The organism is Luteimonas sp. FCS-9, from assembly GCF_001014645.1.
Taxonomy (GTDB): Bacteria; Pseudomonadota; Gammaproteobacteria; order Xanthomonadales; family Xanthomonadaceae; genus Luteimonas.
On record NZ_LASZ01000002.1, the window covers coordinates 354,614 to 375,037 of the forward strand.

Annotated in this window: 20 protein-coding genes; 10 read left to right on the forward strand and 10 right to left on the reverse strand. The window is 67.9% G+C overall.

Going from position 1 to position 20,424, the window contains the following annotated elements; genetic code table 11:
* Positions 1-148 precede the first annotated feature (148 nt).
* The 6 genes from WQ56_RS03175 to WQ56_RS03200 form a co-directional block, all read right to left on the reverse strand.
* The gene (locus tag WQ56_RS03175; protein WP_082132153.1) at positions 149-1,501 is read right to left on the reverse strand and encodes an O-antigen ligase family protein; all 1,353 of its coding nucleotides are present in this window, start codon (positions 1,499-1,501) and stop codon (positions 149-151) included.
* Complete coding sequence (locus WQ56_RS03180; protein WP_047135594.1) at positions 1,476-2,597, reverse strand: glycosyltransferase; 1,122 nt, start codon at positions 2,595-2,597, stop codon at positions 1,476-1,478. Before WQ56_RS03180 ends, WQ56_RS03175 begins: the two co-directional genes overlap by 26 nt.
* Before the next feature lie 31 nt (positions 2,598-2,628).
* Positions 2,629-2,829: a zinc-finger domain-containing protein gene (locus WQ56_RS03185; RefSeq protein WP_047135595.1), complete on the reverse strand. Its 201-nt coding sequence runs from the start codon at positions 2,827-2,829 to the stop codon at positions 2,629-2,631.
* A gap of 86 nt (positions 2,830-2,915) precedes the next feature.
* Positions 2,916-3,626, reverse strand: a complete 711-nt coding sequence (locus WQ56_RS03190; protein ID WP_047135596.1) for a pirin family protein — start codon at positions 3,624-3,626, stop codon at positions 2,916-2,918.
* Positions 3,627-3,845: 219 nt separating this feature from the next.
* Positions 3,846-4,568, reverse strand: coding sequence for a YceI family protein (locus tag WQ56_RS03195; protein ID WP_082132154.1), 723 nt, complete (start codon positions 4,566-4,568; stop codon positions 3,846-3,848).
* Between the two features lie 60 nt (positions 4,569-4,628).
* A complete protein-coding gene (locus WQ56_RS03200) occupies positions 4,629-5,216 on the reverse strand; it encodes a malonic semialdehyde reductase (protein WP_047135597.1) in 588 nt (195 codons plus the stop codon).
* A 90-nt stretch (positions 5,217-5,306) separates the two neighbouring features.
* Between WQ56_RS03200 and WQ56_RS03205 the strand changes: the two genes are divergently transcribed.
* Entirely contained in the window at positions 5,307-6,275 is a 969-nt protein-coding gene (locus tag WQ56_RS03205; RefSeq protein ID WP_231583333.1) for a mitochondrial fission ELM1 family protein, read from the forward strand.
* Between the two features lie 82 nt (positions 6,276-6,357).
* Here WQ56_RS03205 and WQ56_RS03210 read toward each other — a convergent pair whose 3' ends face one another.
* On the reverse strand, positions 6,358-6,705 hold the full coding sequence (locus WQ56_RS03210; RefSeq protein WP_047135599.1) for a hypothetical protein: 348 nt from the start codon (positions 6,703-6,705) through the stop codon (positions 6,358-6,360).
* 110 nt (positions 6,706-6,815) lie between these two features.
* Positions 6,816-8,039, reverse strand: coding sequence for an MFS transporter (locus WQ56_RS03215; protein ID WP_047135600.1), 1,224 nt, complete (start codon positions 8,037-8,039; stop codon positions 6,816-6,818).
* 266 nt (positions 8,040-8,305) lie between these two features.
* On the opposite strand from WQ56_RS03215, the gene WQ56_RS03220 reads away from it, so the two are divergent.
* From WQ56_RS03220 to WQ56_RS03240, 5 genes are all read left to right on the forward strand, one after another.
* The gene (locus tag WQ56_RS03220) at positions 8,306-8,803 is read left to right on the forward strand and encodes a DUF892 family protein (protein ID WP_047135601.1); all 498 of its coding nucleotides are present in this window, start codon (positions 8,306-8,308) and stop codon (positions 8,801-8,803) included.
* 44 nt (positions 8,804-8,847) lie between these two features.
* The gene (locus WQ56_RS03225; protein ID WP_197076415.1) at positions 8,848-9,489 is read left to right on the forward strand and encodes a DUF6766 family protein; all 642 of its coding nucleotides are present in this window, start codon (positions 8,848-8,850) and stop codon (positions 9,487-9,489) included.
* 222 nt (positions 9,490-9,711) lie between these two features.
* Positions 9,712-10,008 carry a hypothetical protein gene (locus tag WQ56_RS03230; protein WP_197076416.1) on the forward strand — a complete coding sequence of 99 codons (297 nt, stop codon included), beginning with the start codon at positions 9,712-9,714 and terminating at the stop codon, positions 10,006-10,008.
* Positions 10,009-10,179: 171 nt separating this feature from the next.
* Complete coding sequence (locus WQ56_RS03235) at positions 10,180-10,641, forward strand: H-NS histone family protein (RefSeq protein WP_047135604.1); 462 nt, start codon at positions 10,180-10,182, stop codon at positions 10,639-10,641.
* Positions 10,642-10,725: 84 nt separating this feature from the next.
* The gene (locus WQ56_RS03240) at positions 10,726-11,805 is read left to right on the forward strand and encodes a sensor histidine kinase (RefSeq protein WP_231583334.1); all 1,080 of its coding nucleotides are present in this window, start codon (positions 10,726-10,728) and stop codon (positions 11,803-11,805) included.
* A gap of 561 nt (positions 11,806-12,366) precedes the next feature.
* On the opposite strand, the gene WQ56_RS17560 is transcribed toward WQ56_RS03240, so the two are convergent.
* Complete coding sequence (locus WQ56_RS17560) at positions 12,367-17,253, reverse strand: RHS repeat-associated core domain-containing protein (protein ID WP_082132155.1); 4,887 nt, start codon at positions 17,251-17,253, stop codon at positions 12,367-12,369.
* A gap of 177 nt (positions 17,254-17,430) precedes the next feature.
* Here WQ56_RS17560 and WQ56_RS03255 point away from each other — a divergent pair, with 177 nt between their 5' ends.
* Complete coding sequence (locus WQ56_RS03255) at positions 17,431-17,727, forward strand: helix-turn-helix transcriptional regulator (protein ID WP_047135605.1); 297 nt, start codon at positions 17,431-17,433, stop codon at positions 17,725-17,727.
* Positions 17,728-17,916: 189 nt separating this feature from the next.
* Here the strand turns inward: WQ56_RS03255 and WQ56_RS18990 are convergent, their stop codons facing one another.
* A complete protein-coding gene (locus WQ56_RS18990; RefSeq protein WP_197076417.1) occupies positions 17,917-18,081 on the reverse strand; it encodes a hypothetical protein in 165 nt (54 codons plus the stop codon).
* 479 nt (positions 18,082-18,560) lie between these two features.
* Here WQ56_RS18990 and WQ56_RS03260 point away from each other — a divergent pair, with 479 nt between their 5' ends.
* The 3 genes from WQ56_RS03260 to WQ56_RS18455 all read left to right on the forward strand — a co-directional run bounded on the left by WQ56_RS03260 (position 18,561) and on the right by WQ56_RS18455 (position 20,408).
* The gene (locus tag WQ56_RS03260; protein ID WP_047135606.1) at positions 18,561-19,178 is read left to right on the forward strand and encodes a GntR family transcriptional regulator; all 618 of its coding nucleotides are present in this window, start codon (positions 18,561-18,563) and stop codon (positions 19,176-19,178) included.
* Positions 19,179-19,480: 302 nt separating this feature from the next.
* The gene (locus WQ56_RS03265) at positions 19,481-20,101 is read left to right on the forward strand and encodes a GntR family transcriptional regulator (protein WP_047135607.1); all 621 of its coding nucleotides are present in this window, start codon (positions 19,481-19,483) and stop codon (positions 20,099-20,101) included.
* Between the two features lie 163 nt (positions 20,102-20,264).
* On the forward strand, positions 20,265-20,408 hold the full coding sequence (locus WQ56_RS18455; protein ID WP_156170253.1) for a benenodin family lasso peptide: 144 nt from the start codon (positions 20,265-20,267) through the stop codon (positions 20,406-20,408).
* Positions 20,409-20,424 lie beyond the last annotated feature (16 nt).

Sequence of the window (20,424 nt, forward strand, 5' to 3'; positions counted from 1 at the left end):
CCGAACGCCCGAATGCCTGCAGGAGCGCGCTCGCGCGCGATGGGCTTGCTCGATGAAACACCTTCGCGCGCGATGTCGCTTGACCGGCGAAATGCATTCGCGCGCGAGCGCGCTCCTACGGGAGACCGGTCACCCGAGAGGCGGTGGCTCAGCGCGCGACGGGTCGTGGCGGCTCGGGCTCGGCGCGCGCCAGCAGGCTGCCGGCGTACAGCGCGCACAGCAGCAGCGTGAACCCACCCCAGAACGTCGAGTAGAACGCGAGGTGGGTGTTGAACGGGAACACCGTCACCGCGAGCGCAAGCATCGCCGGGCGTGCCCGCTCGCGCGCGGCCGGCGTCGCGTAGCGCCAGGCCCGCCAGGCCAGCGCCAGCCCGGCAAGCCACAGCAGCAGGCCGACCAGGCCTGTCTCGCTGGCGATCTCGAGCACGATCTGGTGGGCGTGGAACGCCGGGCCCTCGCCCCACTCGGCGAGCCGACCGGCCTGCGGGTCGCAGCCGTCGAAGGCCTCGCGAAAGCCCCGTGCGCCCACGCCGTTGACCGGGTTCTCGCGGACCATGCACCACGCCGCGCCCCAGATGCGGGTCCGCCCCGACAGCGCGGTGTCGACGCCCGACTGGTCGGCCGACAGGCCCATCGCGGTGCGCTCGACGCGCTCGCGCACCTGCGGCGAGACCAGCGCCACGACCACCGCGACCGCGGCACCGGCCGCAAACACCGCCAGCAGCCGCTTCCAGCCCAGCAGGCGCCAACCCGAGAACAGCAGCACCAGCGCGTAGGTCAGCCACGAGGCGCGCGAACCGGCGAACAGCAGCACCACGCCGATGGCGGCGCTGGCGACGATCCAGCCGGCCGCGCCGAAGCGCCGCCCGGCCGCGTACAGCGCGAACGGCGACAGGCTCGCCAGCACGATGCCCAGCTTGAGGTTGCATGGTCCGAGCACGCCGCCCAGGCGGTCGGCCAGCGCCACCTGCTCGGCGCTGCACATCGGCCGGCTGCTGATCAGCTGCTTGAGCTGGTCGATACCGAAGAACAGCGGGCTGGTGCCCGAGACCACCTCGACCAGACCGTCGATCGTCCAGACCGCGATGACGATCGCCAGTCCGCCCAGCGTGATGCGGCGGCCGCGCGCGTCGGCGACCGCCGAGGCGACCAGCCACAGGAACGGCAGGTAGCGCAGGTCGACCAGGGCCTCGCGCAGCGCGCGGCCGACGTCGACCGAGTCGATCGCCGAGATCAGCTGCGGCAGCCAGTACGCGCAGAACAGCACGCTGGTCAGCGCCCATGCCGGCGCGCTCAGCAGCGTGCTGCCGCCGCGGAAGCGCGCGCGCAGCAGCAGCACGATCGCCGCCAGCGCGCCGAGCACCATCACGCCCTCGGCGTAGCCCGGCGCCGGCCACAGGATCACGAACGCCAGCACCCAGTGCGGCGCCCAGCGCCAGCCCACCGCGCGCGGCGCGCGCGCCGTGCCGGCGGGCTCAGTTGTCGTCGTCGAGTTCGTCATAGACCGTCAGCGTCGCTGCCTGCATGGCATGCAGGGTGTAGGGCATCGTAGCGGCTCGCTCCAGCGGCCGGGCGAGCAGGCCGGCCGCCGCGGCCGCGAGCGCGGCGGCGTCGAACGGCGCGACCGCACCTTCGGGCTGCAGTTCGACCAGCAGTTCGCCCACGCCGCCGTGCGCCCAGCCCAGCACCGGCCGCGCGCACGACAGCGCCTCGATCACCGTGCGGCCGAAGGCCTCGGGCTTGCGCGAGAGCTGCAGCACCAGGTCGCTCGCCGCGTAGGCCTGCACGATCGCCGAGGTCGGCGGCGTCATCGCCAGCGCATCGGCGCAACCGGCGGCCTCGGCCTCGCGCGCGAGCTCGGCGATGTAGGCCTCGCGGCCCGCTTCGCGCGCGCCGGGCATCCACAACCGTGCGTCGCGACCTTCGCGGCGCAGCGCGGCGAGCAGCGCGATCGCATCGCCGTGGCCCTTGAGCCGCGTGCCGCGGCCGGGCAGCAGCAGCAGCGGCCCCGCACCGCCGAGTTGCGGATGGGCGGCGGCGACGGCCGCGCGCGCGGCCGGATCGGGCCGGGGCGCCGGGGGAAAGCGCGCCGGGTCGATGCCGCGCGGGATCACCCGCAGCCGCGCCGGATCGGTCCTCGGATAGTGGCGCAGCAGGTGCGCGCGGACGGTGTCGGACACGCAGATCACGCGTTCGCCGCGCGCCATGATCGCGCTGTAGCGCGACGGCGAGTTCAGTCCGTGCATCGTGGTGACGAACCGCGGCCGACGCGCGTCCGGCATCCCGCGCAGCGCCAGCCAGCCGAGCCAGGCCGGCAGCCGCGAGCGCGCGTGCACGATGTCGGCGCCGGTCTCCTCGAACAACCGCCGCAGCGTGCGCACGTGGCGCAGCGTCCACGGCCGCTTGGCGCCGATGTCGAGCGCCACGTGCCGCGCGCCGGCGGCCTCGAGTTCGGGCACCAGCCGCCCGCCGGCGGACACGACGACGGCCGTGTGGCGCGCCGCGGTCAGCGCGGAAGCGATCTCGATCGTGGAGCGCTCGACGCCGCCCGACGACAGCGCCGGCAGCAGCTGGACGACGGTCAGCGGGCGACGCATGCGGCGCAGCGGACGGCGACGCCGCCGGCGGTCAGTCGACCAGGACGAAATGCGCGCCGCAGTACGGGCAGTCGGCCGCGCCGCCCTCGGCCTCGATCGGCAGGTAGACGCGCGGGTGCGAGTTCCACAGCGCCATCGACGGCAGCGGGCAGCTCAGCGGCAGGTCGGCGCGCCGCACCTCGTACTGCTTGGCGGCGTTGGCTTGCGTCGGCTGGACGTTGGCTGCGGTCATGGCGGCGGCATCGATCGAACGTGGAAGGCCGCCATTCTAGCGCGCGCGCAGCTGCCCCGTCGGGCGGCCGGGCGCGTCGCGGGCGCTCAGCGCGGCAGGTCGAACAGCAGCACGTCAGCGACGGCCTCGCCCGCGCCCTCGACGACGAGCGTCGCCGCCTCGTCGACCCAGGCCAGCGCATCGCCGGCCGACAGCCGCTCGCCATCGACGCGCACCGCGCCGCGCGCGACCTGCAGCCAGTAGCGCCGGTCGGGCAGCAGCGTCGCCTCGACGCGCTCGCCCTCGCCCAGCAGCACGCCCTGCAGCGTGGCCTGCTGGCGGATCGCCAGGCTGCCGTCGCGGCCGTCGGGCGAGACCAGCACCGCCCAGGCGCCGCGCCGCGCCGCCGGCTCGAACGCGCGCTGCGCGTGGCCGGGCGGCAGGTTGACCCGATCGGGCTGGATCCAGATCTGCAGGAAATGCACCGGCGCCTGCGCCGAGCCGTTGAACTCGCTGTGCTCGATGCCGTGCCCGGCGCCCATCCACTGCAGTTCGCCGGCCGACAGCGTGCCGCGGCCGCCGTGGTCGTCCTGGTGCGCGAGCGTGCCGTCGAGTACGTAGCTGAGGATCTCCATGTTCGCGTGGCCGTGGGTCGGGAAGCCCGCCCCCGGCGCGACCCGGTCCTCGTTGATCACGCGCAGCGGGCCGAAGCCCATCCACGCCGGATCGTGGTAGTGGCCGAACGAGAACGTGTGCCGGCTGTCGAGCCAGTCGGTGCGGACCTGGCCGCGCGCGTCGGCGGGGCGATGCAGTTTCATGACGGCACTCCTGGCGGTGCGACGACGGAAAAAGGGTGATCGCGATCGATCGCGATCACCTCCCCCGCCTGCGGGGGAGGTCGACGCGCGCAGCGCGTCGGGTGGGGGCACGGGCCTTCGAGGACATGCGCCCACACCGGAAGACACGCAGGGCCCGTGGAAGTCCACGGGCCCCGCGGGAAACACGAACCGCCGCCGGCGCGCCGGCGGCGGCCAGGATCACTCGGCGGTCGCGGCCGGGGCGGCGGCGTCCTCGGCGACAACAGCCTCGGTCGTGATCCGCAGCTCGACCTCGTCGCTGACGTTCGGCGCGTAGGCGCCCACGCCGAAGTCGCTGCGCTTGATCTGCGCGACGGCGTCGAAGCCGGCGGCGGCCCGCTTGACCATCGGCTGCTCGCCGAACTTGTTGACCGTCACATCGAGCACCACCGGCTTGGTGACGTCCTTGATCGTCAGGTCGCCGGTGACCTTGAGCTTGTTGGTGCCGGCGCTCTCGACCGACGTGCTCTTGAACGTCGCGTTGGGGAACTTGGCCGCGTCGAAGAAGTCGGCGCTGCGCAGGTGCTCGTCGAACTTGCCGACGTGCGAGTTCAGGCCGGCCAGCGGCAGCGTGACCTCGACCGACGAGGCCGACACGTTGTCGGCGTCGTAGACGATGCGGCCGTCGACCTGGCCGAAGTGCGCCACCGGGTTGGAGAAGCCGAAGTGGCTCCACTGCGCGACCACGTCGGTGTGGTTGGGATCGAGCACGTAGGTGCCCGAGACGCCGGCGATCGCCTCGGCGGTGTCCTGGGTCTCGGCCAGCGCTTCGCCAGAAGGCTGGGCGGGTGCGGACGCGGCGGGCGCGGTGGCGGAGGCATCGGCCGGCGCGCCGTCCTGCTGGGCGCAGGCGGCAAGGGCGATGGCGGCGGCGAGCGGGAGCAGCAGTCGTGTGGTGCGCATGGCGGTGTCCTCGTGCGGGGTGCGTGGATGGGAACTGCGGTGTGAGCGGCGTGCGGCCGGTCAGACGATGCGCGCGGCCTCGTCGAACGGCAGGCGCGGCGAGCGCGGGAAGATCGTCGAGGCGTCGCCCTTGCCCAGGTTGACCAGGAAGTTCGACTTCACCTGCGTGCCGGCGAAGAACTCGGCGTCGACCTTCGCGTTGTCGAAGCCCGACATCGGACCGGTGTCGAGCCCGAGCGCGCGCGCGGCCAGGATCAGGTACGCGCCCTGCAGGCTGCCGTTGCGGAACGCGGCCTCGCGCCGGTTCTCGCGCGGGCCGTCGAACCACGACTTGGCGTCGGTGTGCGGGAACAGGAACGGCAGCTTCTCGTGGAAGTCCTCGTCGTGGCCGATGATCACCGTGACCGGCGCGGACAGCGTCTTGTCGCGGTTGCCTTCGCTCAACGCCGGCGCCAGCCGGGCCTTGCCTTCCGCCGACTTCACGAACACGAAGCGCGCTGGCGACATGTTGGCCGAGGTCGGCGCGAACTTCAGCAGATCGTAGAGCGCGCGCAGCGTCGCATCGTCGATCTCGCCGCCGAAGCCGTTGTAGGTGCGGGCGGTGCGGAACAGCTGGTCGAGCGCGGCATCGGGCAGGACGTCGGTCATCAGGAAGTCTCGCAAGGGCTGAACAGGCCTGCAGTGTAGAGTCATGCTGCGGTGGCGCGTGTGCATCGCCCGGAACGGATGGTCACATTTGTGGAACGAAAACCGCATGGCGAGCCCGATTGCCGACATATCTGGGCGGTCAGCGATGGCCGGGCCGGCAACGCCCGCCAGGCCGAGGCCCTGGCCCGGACGCTCGACGCCGCCGCCGAACCCCTGCACCTGACGCCGCGCGCGCCCTGGCGCTGGGCCGCGCCGCGACGACTGCCCGGCGACCGCGCCGCCTTCGGCGATGACTATGCGACCCGGCTGCGCACGCCACCCGCGCTCGCGATCGGCTGCGGGCGCCAGGCCGCGCTGGCCACGCGCCTGGCCGGCGCCCGCGGCGCGCGGACCGTGCAGATCCTCGATCCGCGCATCGACCCGCGGCACTGGGATCTCGTCGTCGTGCCTGCGCACGATGCGCTGCGCGGCGACAACGTGCTGGTCGTACGCGGCAGCCTGCACCCGGTCGACGACGACTGGCTCGCGACCGCACGCGCCGCGCATCCCGCATTCGCGGCGCTGCCCGGACCGCGCATCGCGGTACTGCTGGGTGGCGATTCGCGCCACGGCCGATTCGACGTGCTGGCGTTCGAGGCGTTGGCCGACCGGCTCGACGCGCTGCTTGCGGGCGAAGGCGGCAGCCTGCTGCTGGCCGGTTCGCGGCGGACCGCCGCGCCGGTGCGCGCAGCGCTGCGCGCCCGCTACGCCGGTCACGCCGCTGTGGCCTGGGCCGACGACATCGACGGCGCGAATCCCTACCCCGGCCTGCTCGGTTGGGCGGACCGCATTGTCTGCTCGGCCGACTCGGTCAACATGCTCTCCGAGGCCGCCGCCACCCGCGCCCCGGTCTTCGTGTTCGAGCCCGGGCGCATCGACGGCGGCCCGCGCCGCTTCGTCGACGGCCTGCTCGCCGACGGCCGCATCCAGGTCCTCGGCGACGCACTGCCCGCCTTCCCCGTGACCCCGCTGCGCGAGACCGCCCGCATCGCGGCCGAGGTGCGGGCGCGGCTGCGCTGAGCAACGGGCTACATGAGCTGAACGAACAAGTCCGGCGAGGTAGCGGACCCGCACGCGCCGACACGGCGCGACCCTGCCGGCGTCAGTCGACCGCGTCCTCGTACTCGCGCAGGAACGTCTCCAGCGGCACCAGCGTGCGCGGCGGCGAGTCGTCGTCGAGCACCGGCGCGGCGTCGCGGCGCGCGTGCAGCCAGCGCGTCATGAAGCGCCGGGCCTGCGCGGGCGAGGCGGCCGTACCGGCGTGTTCGCGTCGCCGCCATCGCAGCCAGTACCGGCCGTTGGGATAGACCGCGCCGACGGCCTGACCGCGCCAGGTCAGCAGCGCGACGCCGTCGCAGGCGCTCCACCGATACGCATGCGGCATCGTCGCCGGCCACGGTGCGGGGGCGTCGCATTCTTCGCGCAGCAAGGGGTCGGTCTGCCAGTCCATGCGCGCAGGCTGGCGCCCGGCGCGCTCACGGCATGAGACGCCAGATCAGGGCACACAGCCTCCGGCCATCCGCATGCCGGCGGCCGACCCATCCGCGCCCCGATCCGGCCTCAGATCCGGCGCCCCTTGGTCAGCGGCAGCAGCGCGGTCGCCAGGCCCAGCAGCGGCAGATAGGCGGTGACGTGGTAGACCCACACGATGCCGCGCGCGTCGGCCAGTTGGCCGAGCGCGGCCGCGCCCAGGCCGCCGATGCCGAACATCAAGCCGAACATCACCCCCGACACCATGCCCACGCGCCCCGGCACCGCCTCCTGCGCGTACACCACCAGCGCCGCGAACGCCGACGACATCACCAGGCCGATGACCACCGCCAGCACCGCCGTCGCCGCCAGGCCCACGTGCGGCAGCGCCAGCGCGAACGGCGCCACGCCCAGGAACGAGATCCAGATCACCGCCTTGCGCCCGATGCGGTCGCCCACCGGGCCGCCGGCGAAGGTGCCCAGCGCGATCGCTCCCAGGAACAGGAACAGGTAGACCTGGCTCTGCTGCACGCCCAGGCCGAAGCGCTCGATCAGGTAGAACGTGAAGTAGTTGGTGAACGAGGCGATGTAGACGAACTTCGCGAACATCAGCACCGACACCACCGCGATCGCCTGCACGACCTTGCCGCGCGGCAGGCCGGCGCCGTGCCCGCCCGCCAGGTGCGTCAGGCGCGCCTGGCCGTGGCGCACCGTCCAGCGCGTCAGCCCCAGCAGCACGCACACCGCGAGCGCGGCGACGAGCATGAACCACGCGATCGCCGACTGGCCGTGCGGGATCACGATCGCGGCCGCCAGCAGCGGCCCGATCGCCGAACCGGTGTTGCCGCCGACCTGGAACGTCGACTGCGCGGTGCCGAAGCGCCCGCCCGAGCCCATCCGCGCCACGCGCGAGGCCTCGGGATGGAACGTCGCCGAACCCACGCCGACGATCGCCGCCGACGCGAGCAGCATCGCGTAGCTGTGCGCCACCGCCAGCGTGCCGATGCCGACGAAGGTCACCGCCATGCCCGCGGGCAGCAGGTACGGCATCGGGTGCCGGTCGGTGTACAGGCCGATCCACGGCTGCAGCAGCGACGCGGTGATCTGGTACACCAGCGCGATCCCGCCGATCTGTCCGAAGCTCAGGTCGAACCCGGCCTTGAGCATCGGAAAGATCGCCGGCAGCGTGGCCTGGATCAGGTCGTTGAGCAGGTGCGCGAACGCGGCCGCGCCGACCACCCGCAGCGCGAAGCCGTGCGGCTGGGACGCGGGACCGGACACGGCGGGATCGGACAGCGGCGGGGACTGCGACATCGGGACATCGGTCGAACCGGCGCCGCGCCACCGGGCCGGACGGGCGGCGCGAATGCGCCGGCCGCGACGGGCCACGCCGGCGGCGCCGGATTCGTCTGCATGGGGGAGGCGCAAAGCCTAGGCCATCGCGGCAGGCGTGTCATGCGACGAAGGCGCCTCGCCAGCGTCGCGTGCACGTCCGCCAGCCGCAGCGCCATTTTTCACGCCGTGTGTCCCGGACAGGCGGCAGGGTATCTCCCCCAACAACTTCGCAAACGGGAACGCACATGGCCATCAAGACCGCAGAAGACCTGTTCATCCATGAGTTGTCCGATATCTACAGCGCCGAGAAGCAGCTGACCAAGGCCCTGCCGCGCCTCGCGCGCGCCTCCGCCAACCCGAACCTCGCAGCGGCCTTCGAGGCCCATCTGGAAGAGACCCAGGGCCAGATCGAGCGCATCGACCAGGTGGTGGAGGTGCTGGGCATCCGCCTCAAGCGCATCAAGTGCGCGGCGATGGAAGGCCTGGTGGAGGAAGGCAAGGAAGTCATCGATTCCATCGAGAAGGGCCCCCTGCGCGATGCGGCCCTGATCGGCGGCGCGCAGAAGGTGGAGCACTACGAGATCGCGTCCTACGGCACCATCGCGGCGCTCGCCAAGCAGTTGGACTACCGCGACGCCCTGCCCCTGCTGCTCGAGACGCTGGAAGAAGAAAAGGCGACCGACGAGAAGCTGACGCTCCTGGCCGAGCAGGGGGGCAACCAGCAGGCCGCGGCGGCGTCCTGAGGCATGGGAGGCGGCGTGCAGCCGCCTTTCCATTGCAGAGGTGCGTGATGTGGCGTAGGAATGGATTGTCGATCGTCCTGCTGGGGCTGATGCTGGTGTTTCTCGCAGCGCAGGCCTTGACCGGCTGGGCCGTTCACAACGAGGAACTGGCCCAGTACGGTGCGCCACCCCTCGGCTTCGGGGCCTACCTCCTGACCGGGCATTTCAGCAGCGCGACGTTCGAGAACTGGGAAAGCGAGTTTCTCCAGATGGGAATGTACGTGCTGCTGACCGTGCGGTTGCGCCAGCGCGGATCGGCGGAATCGCGCCCGTTGGAGCCCGCGGAGGAAACTCCTCGGATCGAGCCGGGAACGACGCCTTGGCCCGTGCGCAAGGGCGGGATCTGGCGCAGGCTCTACGAGCACTCGCTGGCGATCGCCTTCATGGCGCTGTTCGTGCTGTCGTTCTCGCTTCACGCGGCCGGCAGCTGGCGCGCGAAATGCGACGAAGCGCGACTGGAGGGCCTGCCGGTACCCGGCTTTGTCGAGCACCTGCTCAGCAGCGATTTCTGGTTCGAGTCGATGCAGAACTGGCAAAGCGAGTTCCTGGCGGTACTGGCCCTCGTCCTTCTGACGATTGTGCTGCGCCAGAAGGACTCGCCCCAGTCGAAGGCCGTCGAAGCGCCGCATTCGCAAACCGGCGACTGAAGGCCGATCGCCATGCGCCTCCACGCCGCGCGAAGCAGGCGTGTCCGAGCGTGCGCAGGCAGGCTGCCGACGCGCAGGCATCGAGGATGCCGTCGTCCGGCCGCGGGCGTTACCGTCACCGCCCCTCGACCGCCGGCGCCACATCCTGCGGTCCCCGCGGCATCGGGACTGCAGGCTCCGGTTGCCAGGCGGGATCTTTCCCGGATCAAAAGGTAATGCATGATGTCCGAGCAACTGGAAGTGGGTCAGATGGTCTTCGTGGCCGATGGCGAACTGGGCATCGGCGCAGTGCGCGAGATACGCGAGGCGTCGTCGGAATTCGTCGTCAACATCCAGAACGGGGGCGACTTCGTCCTGCCGATGAGCGCCGTGAAGGAGGTGCATTTCGGCAAGGTGGTCCTGCAGGTCGATCGCCTGCCCGACGATGTCCGCAGTGCGTTGCGCCATCCGCACGACGCTGAAATCCCGACATCCACCTATTCCGCGACGGATCCGGACGACGGCACGCTGAAAGAGTGAGTTGGGCGCCGGATCGGGCTGGTGCGGGCTGCTCCACCCACGGCGCTGCCGGCGGCGGCGACAATATCCTTCGCAACAGACGAAAGATGATTCTTGGGACTGCATGTGTCGGGTCATTCGCCTCGTGGCTCGTGCTTGACACACCACCGTCCCAGCCCGACCCTGTGCGCCATGAAAATCGATATCAACGAGCTCGGCCAGCGCGAGCTCGATTCGCTGTTGGCCGCTGCCGAGAAACGCAAGCAACTGCTGGTCAGTCGCCGGCCGATCGCCGCCGTCCGCAAGGACCTGATCGCATTCGCCAGTTCCCAGGGCTACACGATCGAGGAACTCGTCGGGGGCCAGCCGGTTTCGGCAGCACCGAAGACGTCCGTCACCAAGACCCCGGCCCGGAAGCGCAAGCGCGCGAAGGCCGCGGTCAAGTATCGCGATCCGGACAACAAGCGGAATACCTGGTCCGGCCGCGGCCGGATGCCGCGCTGGCTGGCCGAGAAGACCAAACGCGGCCAGAGCGCTGCGGACTTCCTGATCCCGGGCCTGGCCAAGCCGACCGCGAAGAAGAGCGCACCGATCGGCCAGCGCACGGTGTTCAAGCAGGGCGATCACGCGGCGCTGCCCGACCGGGAGTCGTGACCCCGGCCTGGCGTCCCGCGTAGCGACGATGCGCCCAGGTTCCCCCATGTAGCATCGGCGTCTCCTTCCCTCTCGGAAGACGCCATGCGCCTTGCGGACTTCATCGAGCAGCACGCCCGGGAGATCGTCGCGGGCGCGGTGTCATTCGCCGAAACTCAGGCGCCTGCCGGGATGCCGCTGAGCGCACGCGAGTTGCGCAACCACCTGCCGCTGATCCTGGACGCGATCGTGCGCGACCTGCGGACCGAGCAGAGCGCCTCGGAGCAGCATGCCAAATCCGAAGGGCGCGCCCCGGCGAGCGTCGGGCCGGAAACGGCTGCCAGCCATCACGGCCGGACACGCGCGCGCTCCGGATTCGGCGTGAACCAGATGGTGGCCGAGTACCGCGCCCTGCGCGCCGCGGTGCTTCGCCTGTGGGCCGACGACCGGGCGCTGCTGGCCGGCTCGATCCAGGACCTGATGCGCTTCAACGAGGCCATCGACCAGGCCATCGCCGAATCGCTGGCCGAGTACTCGGCGGAGGTCGACAGCTGGCGCGAGGTCTTCCTCGGTGCGCTGGGGCATGAACTGCGCGGACCGCTCGCCGCACTCATGATCAACGCCGAACTGCTTGCCAGGACCGCGCACGACTCGTCCCACGCCCGCCAGCTCGACGTCATTCGCGACAGCGGCAAGCGGATGACCAGCCTGCTGGACGATCTTCTGGACTACAGCCGGAGCAAGCTCGGCGCGGGCATGGTGCTGCGCCTCGAGGACTGCGACCTGACCAAGGTGCTGGCCGAAGAGGTCGAACTGCTCCGCGCCGCGCTACCGGAGGCCTCGATCCGCTTCGACGCGAAAGGCCCGACGACCGCCCGGCTCGACGCGTCCCGCCTCCGCGAGGCGCTCCACAACCTGGTCACCAACGCGGTGAAGTACGGCGATGCCGGCAAGGACATCGTGATCCGCGCGTCTGGCACGGCGGACGAGCTCCTCGTCCAGGTCGCCAGCCCCGGCCCTGCGCTGTCGGAAGGCGCACGGCGCGTGATCTTCGATCCCCTGCGGCGCGGCGCCGAGCGTGCGTCCCAAGGCGAGCATGCAAGCCTGGGCCCCGGCCTGTTCCTGGTGCGGGAGATCGCCAGGCGCACGGCGGCAGCGTCGATGCGGCGTCTGCGGATGGCGTGAATACGTTCACGGTTTTGCTGCCGCGGGGTGGCTAGTAGGTCCGCACTCCCCCGCGGACTCTGTTCCACCTCACAGCCTCGCGATCGTTCGGAGTCGCCCATTCTCTGAACTTGCCAGCCGAGCTGCTCTTCCACGGAATCATCTGCGGTTCGCTCATTGACGAGTTGATCAGTCACTCGAACAGCGACACCGGAGAGGGCATCACACCCCTCCTCGAAAGCTTATCTGATCGCCATGGGAATCTGACCGGCGCACTTTGCTTTAATTATGTTCCCAGACTGGTCACACATAAAACTACACGCCCATGCAGGCGACAACGCCCCCCCTGAAGCTAGAGAAACATCAAATCGGCTTATTCTTATTCCCAAGAGATTTCCACTGCATCACAGAGACAAAACCAAAAAGAAATCCAAATAAAAGCACCACCCCATCCGACCCCACAAAATCTTGGCCGCGCAATACTTTATCCAAGAAATAATATACAACTCTCAGAAATAAACCAGAGAAAAAAAGCAAACTTATGAAACCCAGTACCCTCTGAAACACGATCTCCTCCCATATTTAATTGCATGTACAGCTCCCACCTCCGAGCGCACTCGCCCCTGATATCCCGCCCCAAAGATCGGAATCGCTCACATTCCTAGCTGCCGCTCCACGCGCCGACTTCAAAATACCGGACATGCTCCCAAACTTGGACGCTATTGCCCCCATTTCCGCGCCGACCTCGCCTCCTAGAGCACCACCAAGCTTCTCGTAGGCAGATGCGCGCGGCTTTCCATCGATCGCGGTCTGGACACCCATAAATCCGTCATGAACTGCACCAGCCGCCAGGCCAGTCTTCACGCTCGCAGCAGTAACCAGCAGAGGCTGTTCAACAGCCGCACCCATCACCACCCCACCCAAACCGGTCACAACAGCTTGACCGCCGACAACCATATCACCAATGCCAACTACCAACCCCAGATAGTCAACGCACAATCCGTATGGATCGTAAAAACTGACAGGGTTAGCCATCCCGTAAATATATGTATTCAACCCGCCCGCCAACCCGATCGGATCGCTCTGCAGGTACGTGCCCGTCCGCCCGTCGTAGTCGCGGAAGCCGTTGTACCAGAAGCCGGTCTCCGCATCGTAGTACTGCCCAGGGAACCCCAGGTTGTAGTCGCCAATCGTGCTGCCGAGCACGGCGCGATCATAGGCATAGTTCGCGGCAAGCCAGCGGTGTTTCCCGGCGGTGTCGGTAACCACCTCCGGGCGACCCAGCCGATCCGCATGCGTGAAGTACAGCTGCCCGCCACGCACGAAGCCGATCGGCTCGCTGCCCATCCAGATGTGATCGGTCCACTGTCCGCTCGTCACCTCTGACATCAGGGTGTTTTGTCCACCGTACACGAACCGAGTGCTGCCCAGTGGACCGCTCTTGGCAGTCCGTTGGCCCAGCGCGTTCACCGAATATGTCGTCGTTCCCGCCGGATAGGTCGCAGTGACGTAGTTCGGGTTGGTGTCAGTCACTCCCACATCGCGCGAGACCTTCAACAGCCGGTTGAAGCCATCGTAGTGATAGGTCGAAGTCGAGCCACCCCAGGACTTCGTCCGCCGGTTGCCACGGCCGTCGTAAGTGAACTGATGATCCGACGACAACAGCCTGTTGCTACCCGGCTGCGGGGTGTAGGTCTCATTGGACAGCCATTGGTGATACGTCCGATTGCCGTTGGCATCGAATGTGAAGTTCTGATTGCCCACCGGCGATGCGATACTCGTCAATCGCGAGAGTGCGTCATAGCTGAAGTTCTGGTTGTATTGGGTGCGCGACCAATTTTGGATGGACGTCACTTCGTCAACGGCGTTGTAGCCGTATGTGTGACCAAGCCACCCGTGGTCGTGAGTAATCGTCAAACGGCCATCCTGATCGTACTCGCGCTCCTTCACAGTACCGTTGCCGTACACCATCCGCGTCATCGCCCCGGTCGGCGCGTATTGGAACTGATTGGCCACAGTGCGCGTGACGCCATTGATCGTGGCCTGGATTACAGCCAACTTGCCGAGGTGGTAGCCGTAACCAACCGACGCGCCACCCGGGTAGCTAACGCCGCCAAGACGACCGGACGCGTCATAGGCGTAATGGACCCAGTCATCCGAGTTCGGCGTCACATCACGTGTGATGGCGATCGCACCCTCAGGGGTATAGCCGAAGTGGCGCGTGCTCGTTCCGGAATCCGCGTTGCACAGGCGGCCTTTTCCGTTTCCGCACCAGTCGTAGCCGTACGCCAGCGTGGCATCGCCGCTGGTCGTTTGCGTCAGTCGACCCAGGCCGTCATACGAATACGCCAGCCAGCTGCCGTCGTTCCGTGTCATCCGCGTCTTCTGGCCTGCCGCGTCGTACTGGAACGTCGTCGCGCCCGTATCAGGACTCGTCTGCTTGATGACCTGGCCGAAACCGTCGACCACATAGACCGTGGCGTTTCCTCGTGGGTCGGTGACCTTGGTCGGCAGGTCGAGCGCGTTGTAGGCGTAGTACGTCGAATGGCCCAGCGCGTCGTCCGTGCGGATCCGACGATTCAGCGCATCGTAGTGGTGCGTGGTGACATGATTGAACGCGTTCTTTTCGGTGAGAACATTGCCGTTCTTGTCGTAGGTGTACGTCGTTAGCTGGCCATTGTTGCCCCGCACCCCGCGCACGCGGCCCAGTTCGTCGTAGTCGACGATGCGCCGGTAGGCGATGCCGCCGGCGGCCGAAAGCATACCCACCGAAGCCCGCGGGCCGGACACGATGTCGATCTCGATGCCCCTGGGCTGGTAGCAGATGCCGGTGCGTGGATCGCACTCGCCTCGATCCGGGGGCGGGGGCTTGGGTGGCGGATTCGTGCTCGGCATCGAAGGAATGCGGTAGCTGCCCGACGCGGCGATCGTCAGGTTCGGGTTGCCAACGGGCGAGATCCCGTGCACATGGATCGTCTTGCCGCCGTGCTGCTGACGCATGGCGGTCGTGATCGGAAGGATGAACCGGTGCGCCGTTCCCTGGGATTCGCAGGCCTGCGCAACCGCCGGCTCGCTGGACAGGTTGGCCATGTAGCCGCTGAACCCGGTGCCCGACCCGGCCGGACCGCCCAGGTACAGATGCACAGGAATGGATCCGTCATGGTACGAGGCGCACGCCCAACCTGTGATCGTGTAACCGGCGCTCTCGTTGCCGAACACACCGTCGATGGTGCCGCGGATGGCACTGTCGGGCGAGATGGGACGCGCGCCACTGCGCACGATCATCTGCGTCACCAGTGACATCGGGTCCCGGGTGTACTCGACCACGGAATGGCTTCCGCCGGCTTCCGGTTCGGACTCCGCCACCAGACGCCTCGCGGCATCGTAGGCGTACGTCCTGACCTGGCCATCGGGTTGCGTGACCGCACCCAGCAGCCCACTCGAGAGATATCGGTACGTGGTGTCGGCAGCCGCTCCGCTGGGGAAGCGGCGCTCGCGCACAAGCCGCCCTTGCGCGTCGTATGCGAACTCCACCACGTCGCCGTTCAGGCCGGTCACCTTGCCCGGCTGCCCGAGTGCGTTGTAGTCCGAATAGGTCACGCTGCCGATGCTGCTTTCCTGAGCGGTCAGCGCGCCGGCCGCGTCGTAGCGACTGACGACCTGATCGCCGGTGCCCGCAATCGGACCGTCGACGGCGATCGACGCCAGCATGCCGTTGCCGTGCACGGTGTACGTATAGGTCGTTTTGCGCACCTGGTTTTTGACACCGTTCGCACTCAGGTTCTTCGCTGCCACCGACGTCAGCCTGTCCTTGCTGTCGTAGGCCCAGGTGGTTTCGACCTGCCCGACCAGGGTCTGACGGGTCATCCGATTGGTTGCGCTCCAGGCATAGGTCGTCTTGCGCTCGATCGGCGTGCCGACCGCCTCGCGCAACTCCAGCAGCTGCCCCTTGGCGTTGTAGGTCGTATAGGTCTTGTTGTTGTTGAAATCTTCGGCGATCGATGGGTAGCCGTTGGCGTCGTAGACGATCGCCTTGCTGGCGGCTGCGCAATGCGCTGAGGCGATACCGATGGTCGCGATCAGCTTGCCGTCCTCGAACTCGTAGCTGGTCTGCTTGCCCAGGGGATTGGTCACGACCGTGCGACGGATGGTGCCGGTAGCGGCACTCGCGGCCTGCACCACGGGCAGGCTGGATGTGGTACGCAGGCGATCGCCGACCGACAATGGCACAGTGCAGACGCGCGTGGTGGGATTGCAGACGCCGCCTACGGGCGGCGGTGGCGGCAGCCTGGGCGCCGGCGGGGCAGATGCGTTGAGCTCGTAGGCGAAGGTGTAACGCTCGACGCCGCCTGCATGCTCGCTCAGCGTGGCGCGGCCGTTCGCGTCGTAGGCGAAGTTCGAGTAGCGCAGACCGTTGAACGACTTTCCGGTCAGGCCGCCGGGGAAGCGTGCATCTTCGTAGTGGTATTGCACCGTGGTCGAAGGCGCGCCGGGCGCCGTCGCCGTCGCCAACCGGTGACGGCCACTGCCAAGCGCATTGGCGGTGTAGGTGAAGGCGTAGGCGTTGCCAGCCGGGTCGGTCACCTTCGTCAGTTGCCCGTTGCTCCAAGTGAATTGGACATAGCGGCCAGAGGTGTGGGTCACCCGCTGCAAGTAGTTGTTGGTGTAGCTGAAAGTCCACGCCACGCCCTGGCGACTGGCGAGCCGAGTGATGTAGCCATTGATGTTGTACTGCTCAACCAGCCCGTCTTCGGTGTGGTGGGTATAGACGTTGCCCGACAACGTGACGTAGGCGATGGCCTCCGCCTTGTCTTCATTCCAGCGTCCAGACGCCGTACGGTTGAATTTGATGCGCCGACCATCCGGGCGCTGCAGCCATAGATTGGCCGCATTCGCCCCTGTGGCGGACGATGTCAGCGAGTAATCGAAGTTGCTCAGCCAATGCTGACCGAAGAGTCCAACACCCGACCAGTAATGGTTGTAGGTGCGAGAAAGGAACAGCCCCATCTCGCCATTGGCCTCGAAGTCCGTTTCGAACTCCACCTTGTTGCCGGTGGCGTACACGATCGGATTGCCCGCGGTCATCGAGCTGCCCGAGGTTTGATCGCACGGCACTTCCGGATTTCCCGTCTGAGTAGGCTCTGCCGGATCGCCTAAGTTCGGCCGGATCGCCTTCACTGGCGCCAGGGTCGGGATCCCGCCGCCTCCGCCGCCTCTGGTTCCGACCACTCTGACAGTCGCGAAGTCCATTATGCGGGGGCCGTTGTTCACGCGGGGCGCGGTCACGTTCACGGGCCCCATATTCGTTGTGCCGCCGCTATCGGTGACATAGCGAACGTTGTGGGTCTCCCATGCCTTGACCGCCGAAGCGACGCTTGGCACCAACCCCAAGCAAGCCAGCACCGCGACACCCAGCAGCCGACTCCCCACCCCACGACCGGCCCGCACCGGTACGCCCTTCCTGTGCATGCAACACTCCCTGGCACGTCCAGTGCGATGCCCCCTGCATCGAACTGCGTGCGGACGGAAAGCTGAACCTCGCAGTCAGAAATGTCAATAGGGCGTGAGCACGGGGCGCGCCACCTCGCACTGCCCTATAAACTGAATTTCGGATACGATGACGCCCCCTCCCACCGGAAAGCCCAGATGTCAGGCAAATCGATCCACAAGCCCGAGTACAAGGCCTTGCTGGCCCTGCTGATCGAGATGCGGGACAAGGCCGAGCTCACGCAGTCCCAGTTGGCCGGCCTGCTGGAGCGGCCGCAGTCCTACGTCAGCGATGTCGAACGCGGCGTGCGCAGGCTCGACCTTTTGCAGTTGCACGAGTACTGCCACGCCTGCGGACAGGACTTGGCGGGCTTCGTCAGGAAGTTCGAGAAGGCGATCGCCGGCTCGTCGTCCCTCCACGCCAAGGCTTCACGCGCAGGACGCGGACACTCGTGATCCATCGCGCCCCCATACTGAGGCAAGGGCTGGTGTGATGGTGGCGGTCTGCGGCATCGCCGAAGGTCGCACGCCCATGCATCGCGATGCGACGCCCGCTACTGGACGACGGCCGGTTTGGAACGCGCGATCGCCCATGTGCGCGCCGCCGGCCCCTGGACGAGCGACCCAAGCGGCGCCCAGCAGGCGTTACCCCTCACCGGCCTCCCGCTGACGCTGCCGCTCCAGCGCATCTTTCTTCTCCTGCTCATCCTTCTTCGCCTGGTCGTGGTGCCACTTGATGGCGTAGAACATGCCGACACCGAGGACGACGACCTTGAAGATGATGAAGACGATGGGGAACCAGTCGTACATGGGACGATGTCCAGGTCTCGATGCCACCTGGGATGAGGCACGGATTCGCACCTCGTAATGCCGCGTCAGCGGCGCGATGGCATCACAAGGTCGTATTTTAGGCCGCCTGTCTCGCGCCTCTGCGCGACAGTTTGTCTCACCTGCCAAGCGGTGAGGCGCGCGTTCATGGGGCCGCGCGCATGCCTGTGCACTGCATGCGCGGCAGCTACTACCGCCACATTGGAAGGCGCCTCTCCGAGACGAGCCCGTGCCCCACCTGGCGCACTGGGTGCGCCGACCGCCCCGCACCTGCGGGGCGGTGATCGCCGACACGGCATGCCTGGTCTGCGATCGCTGCACACTGGTGCGGATGCCCCTGCGCTCGGCCACCCCAAACGTGACCACGTACGACGTTGCCTGTCTCCGCCGCCGCAAAAGCAGCCTCTCCCGCCAGATCGTTGTAGGATCCGTAAGCGCCTCACGCCGAAGGGATTTCTGCGATGAACGCGGATTCGAAGAGGATCTACATGCATCGGACGCTCAAGCGCGCACTGCGCGCTGGCCGATACGCACCGGGCGAGCACCTGGACGTGGCGGCACTCGCGGACGAATACGGGGTCAGTGGCGTCCCGATCCGGGCAGCGCTGCAGCGGTTGCTGGGCGAAGGCCTGATCGAGGACCATCACCGGGAAGGCATGCACGTGCCGCTGCCCGACGAGTCGGAGCTGCGTCAGCACTACGAGTGGATGCAGCGGTTGACGATGATGGCCTGCGACATGCCCGTTCGCCCCGCTGCGCCGGCCTCATCGACGCCCGCGCCTGACAGCACGAACACCGCCACGCAGACTTGGGCGTTGTTCGACAGCATCGCCGAGGCCATCGACCTGAAGGACATGCGTGCGGCGATCCGGCTGGCGAACGACCGGCTGGCGCCCATCCGGCACGCCAAGCTGGATCTGCTTCCAAACGCCGAGGCCGATCTCGCCGAACTGTGTCGCCTCTGGCAGCAGCGCGACCTGGCAAGCCTGAAGGCCGAGCTGCACGTCTACTTCGAGCGCCGCAAGGTGCTGGCATCACGCATCGTGACGACCCTGCGGGCGCGGCGCACGCAGCGGTAGCAACGCCGCCGGCTGTATCGCGCGCGGACGCTATGACGCCAAGCGCCGTCGCTCCGTCGGATCGCTGACCACGTGCTTCCAGATACGGCGTGCACGGCGTCACCGGAACCTCAAGATGGCAGCAGGGGCGATCACAAGCCCGAGTACACGCCCCCTGTTGGCTCTGTTGATCGAGATGCGCGACACAGCCCGGCGCGCCGAACGAGACCCACGTAGCGCGACCGCGGTCACAGATCGCCCCGGCACGTCGCGGTAGTAGTTCGACACAGGACGCAGTTTTCAAGCCGAAACGGAGGTCTGCAATGAACACACCGCCCAAGCACGCGCTTGTTTTTGACGGCATCCAAGCCGGCCTGCGGGGAGGCCGCTTCCTGCCTGGGGAGCGCCTCAAAATGTCCGCGCTGGCGCGTGCATTCCAGACCAGCACCATGCCTGTTCGATACGCGTTGCACGGGCTGTGGGGGGCTGGCCTGGTCGAGTGGAATTCCGGCCGCGGCTTCCATGTTCCGATGCTTGACCAGTCCCTCCTTGGCGCACGCTACGACTGGATGGGGAGCCTTCTGCTCGAGGCCATCGACCGAGGCAACGCGGCGCATGCCGTCACGACGCTGCCCGCCGTGCCAGACCCCCAGGACACACCGAACGCGACCTGGCAGCTGTTCGATGCGATCACCGACCTCACCGACAACGACGAGCTGCGCGCACCGCTCAAGCGCGCCAACGACCAGCTCGCGCCTGTGCGGTATGCCAAGCAAGCGCTGCTCGACGATGCCCATGACGAACTGGCCGCGCTGTACGGCTGCTGGGCGGCGCGCGATCTCACGTCGCTCAAGGCCGGCTTGCGCGATTACCACCGTCGCCGCATGGCGATGGCGCCGAAGATCGTTTCGCATCTGCGCCAGAATCTGGCGGCCTTGCACTGACTGACTGCGGCATCGCACCCGTCCAACACGCCGGCATCCGAGACCGCGGTCACAGACCCGAAATGATCACCACGTGATCAAATAGAAATCATTTGAGAATCAACGCATTCGGCTCCTAGGTTGAAGCCGCCATGGTCCATGGCGAATCCAACGGAGCGAAGAGATGAACACCAACGACAACACCCGCACCGAGGTGCAGGACGACGTGATCGAGCTCGGCGTTGCGAGCGTCGAGACGCAGGGCGGCGCGTTCGACCCCGGTGAGGTGATGGGGCTGAACATCACGCCAGGGATCTCCGAGGAGTGAGCAGCCGGGGCGCGCC

Coding starts and splice junctions, on each gene's coding strand:
- WQ56_RS03230 (WP_197076416.1), top strand. CDS start 9,712: ATGTCCGAGCAACTGGAAGTGGGTCAGATGGTCTTCGTGGCCGATGGC.
- WQ56_RS03235 (WP_047135604.1), top strand. CDS start 10,180: ATGAAAATCGATATCAACGAGCTCGGCCAGCGCGAGCTCGATTCGCTG.
- WQ56_RS03220 (WP_047135601.1), top strand. CDS start 8,306: ATGGCCATCAAGACCGCAGAAGACCTGTTCATCCATGAGTTGTCCGAT.
- WQ56_RS17560 (WP_082132155.1), bottom strand. CDS start 17,253: ATGCACAGGAAGGGCGTACCGGTGCGGGCCGGTCGTGGGGTGGGGAGT.
- WQ56_RS03200 (WP_047135597.1), bottom strand. CDS start 5,216: ATGACCGACGTCCTGCCCGATGCCGCGCTCGACCAGCTGTTCCGCACC.
- WQ56_RS03265 (WP_047135607.1), top strand. CDS start 19,481: ATGAACACACCGCCCAAGCACGCGCTTGTTTTTGACGGCATCCAAGCC.
- WQ56_RS18990 (WP_197076417.1), bottom strand. CDS start 18,081: ATGTACGACTGGTTCCCCATCGTCTTCATCATCTTCAAGGTCGTCGTC.
- WQ56_RS03240 (WP_231583334.1), top strand. CDS start 10,726: ATGCGCCTTGCGGACTTCATCGAGCAGCACGCCCGGGAGATCGTCGCG.
- WQ56_RS03180 (WP_047135594.1), bottom strand. CDS start 2,597: ATGCGTCGCCCGCTGACCGTCGTCCAGCTGCTGCCGGCGCTGTCGTCG.
- WQ56_RS03215 (WP_047135600.1), bottom strand. CDS start 8,039: ATGTCGCAGTCCCCGCCGCTGTCCGATCCCGCCGTGTCCGGTCCCGCG.
- WQ56_RS03190 (WP_047135596.1), bottom strand. CDS start 3,626: ATGAAACTGCATCGCCCCGCCGACGCGCGCGGCCAGGTCCGCACCGAC.
- WQ56_RS03210 (WP_047135599.1), bottom strand. CDS start 6,705: ATGGACTGGCAGACCGACCCCTTGCTGCGCGAAGAATGCGACGCCCCC.
- WQ56_RS03195 (WP_082132154.1), bottom strand. CDS start 4,568: ATGCGCACCACACGACTGCTGCTCCCGCTCGCCGCCGCCATCGCCCTT.
- WQ56_RS03185 (WP_047135595.1), bottom strand. CDS start 2,829: ATGACCGCAGCCAACGTCCAGCCGACGCAAGCCAACGCCGCCAAGCAG.
- WQ56_RS03175 (WP_082132153.1), bottom strand. CDS start 1,501: ATGACGAACTCGACGACGACAACTGAGCCCGCCGGCACGGCGCGCGCG.
- WQ56_RS03255 (WP_047135605.1), top strand. CDS start 17,431: ATGTCAGGCAAATCGATCCACAAGCCCGAGTACAAGGCCTTGCTGGCC.
- WQ56_RS18455 (WP_156170253.1), top strand. CDS start 20,265: ATGAACACCAACGACAACACCCGCACCGAGGTGCAGGACGACGTGATC.
- WQ56_RS03260 (WP_047135606.1), top strand. CDS start 18,561: ATGAACGCGGATTCGAAGAGGATCTACATGCATCGGACGCTCAAGCGC.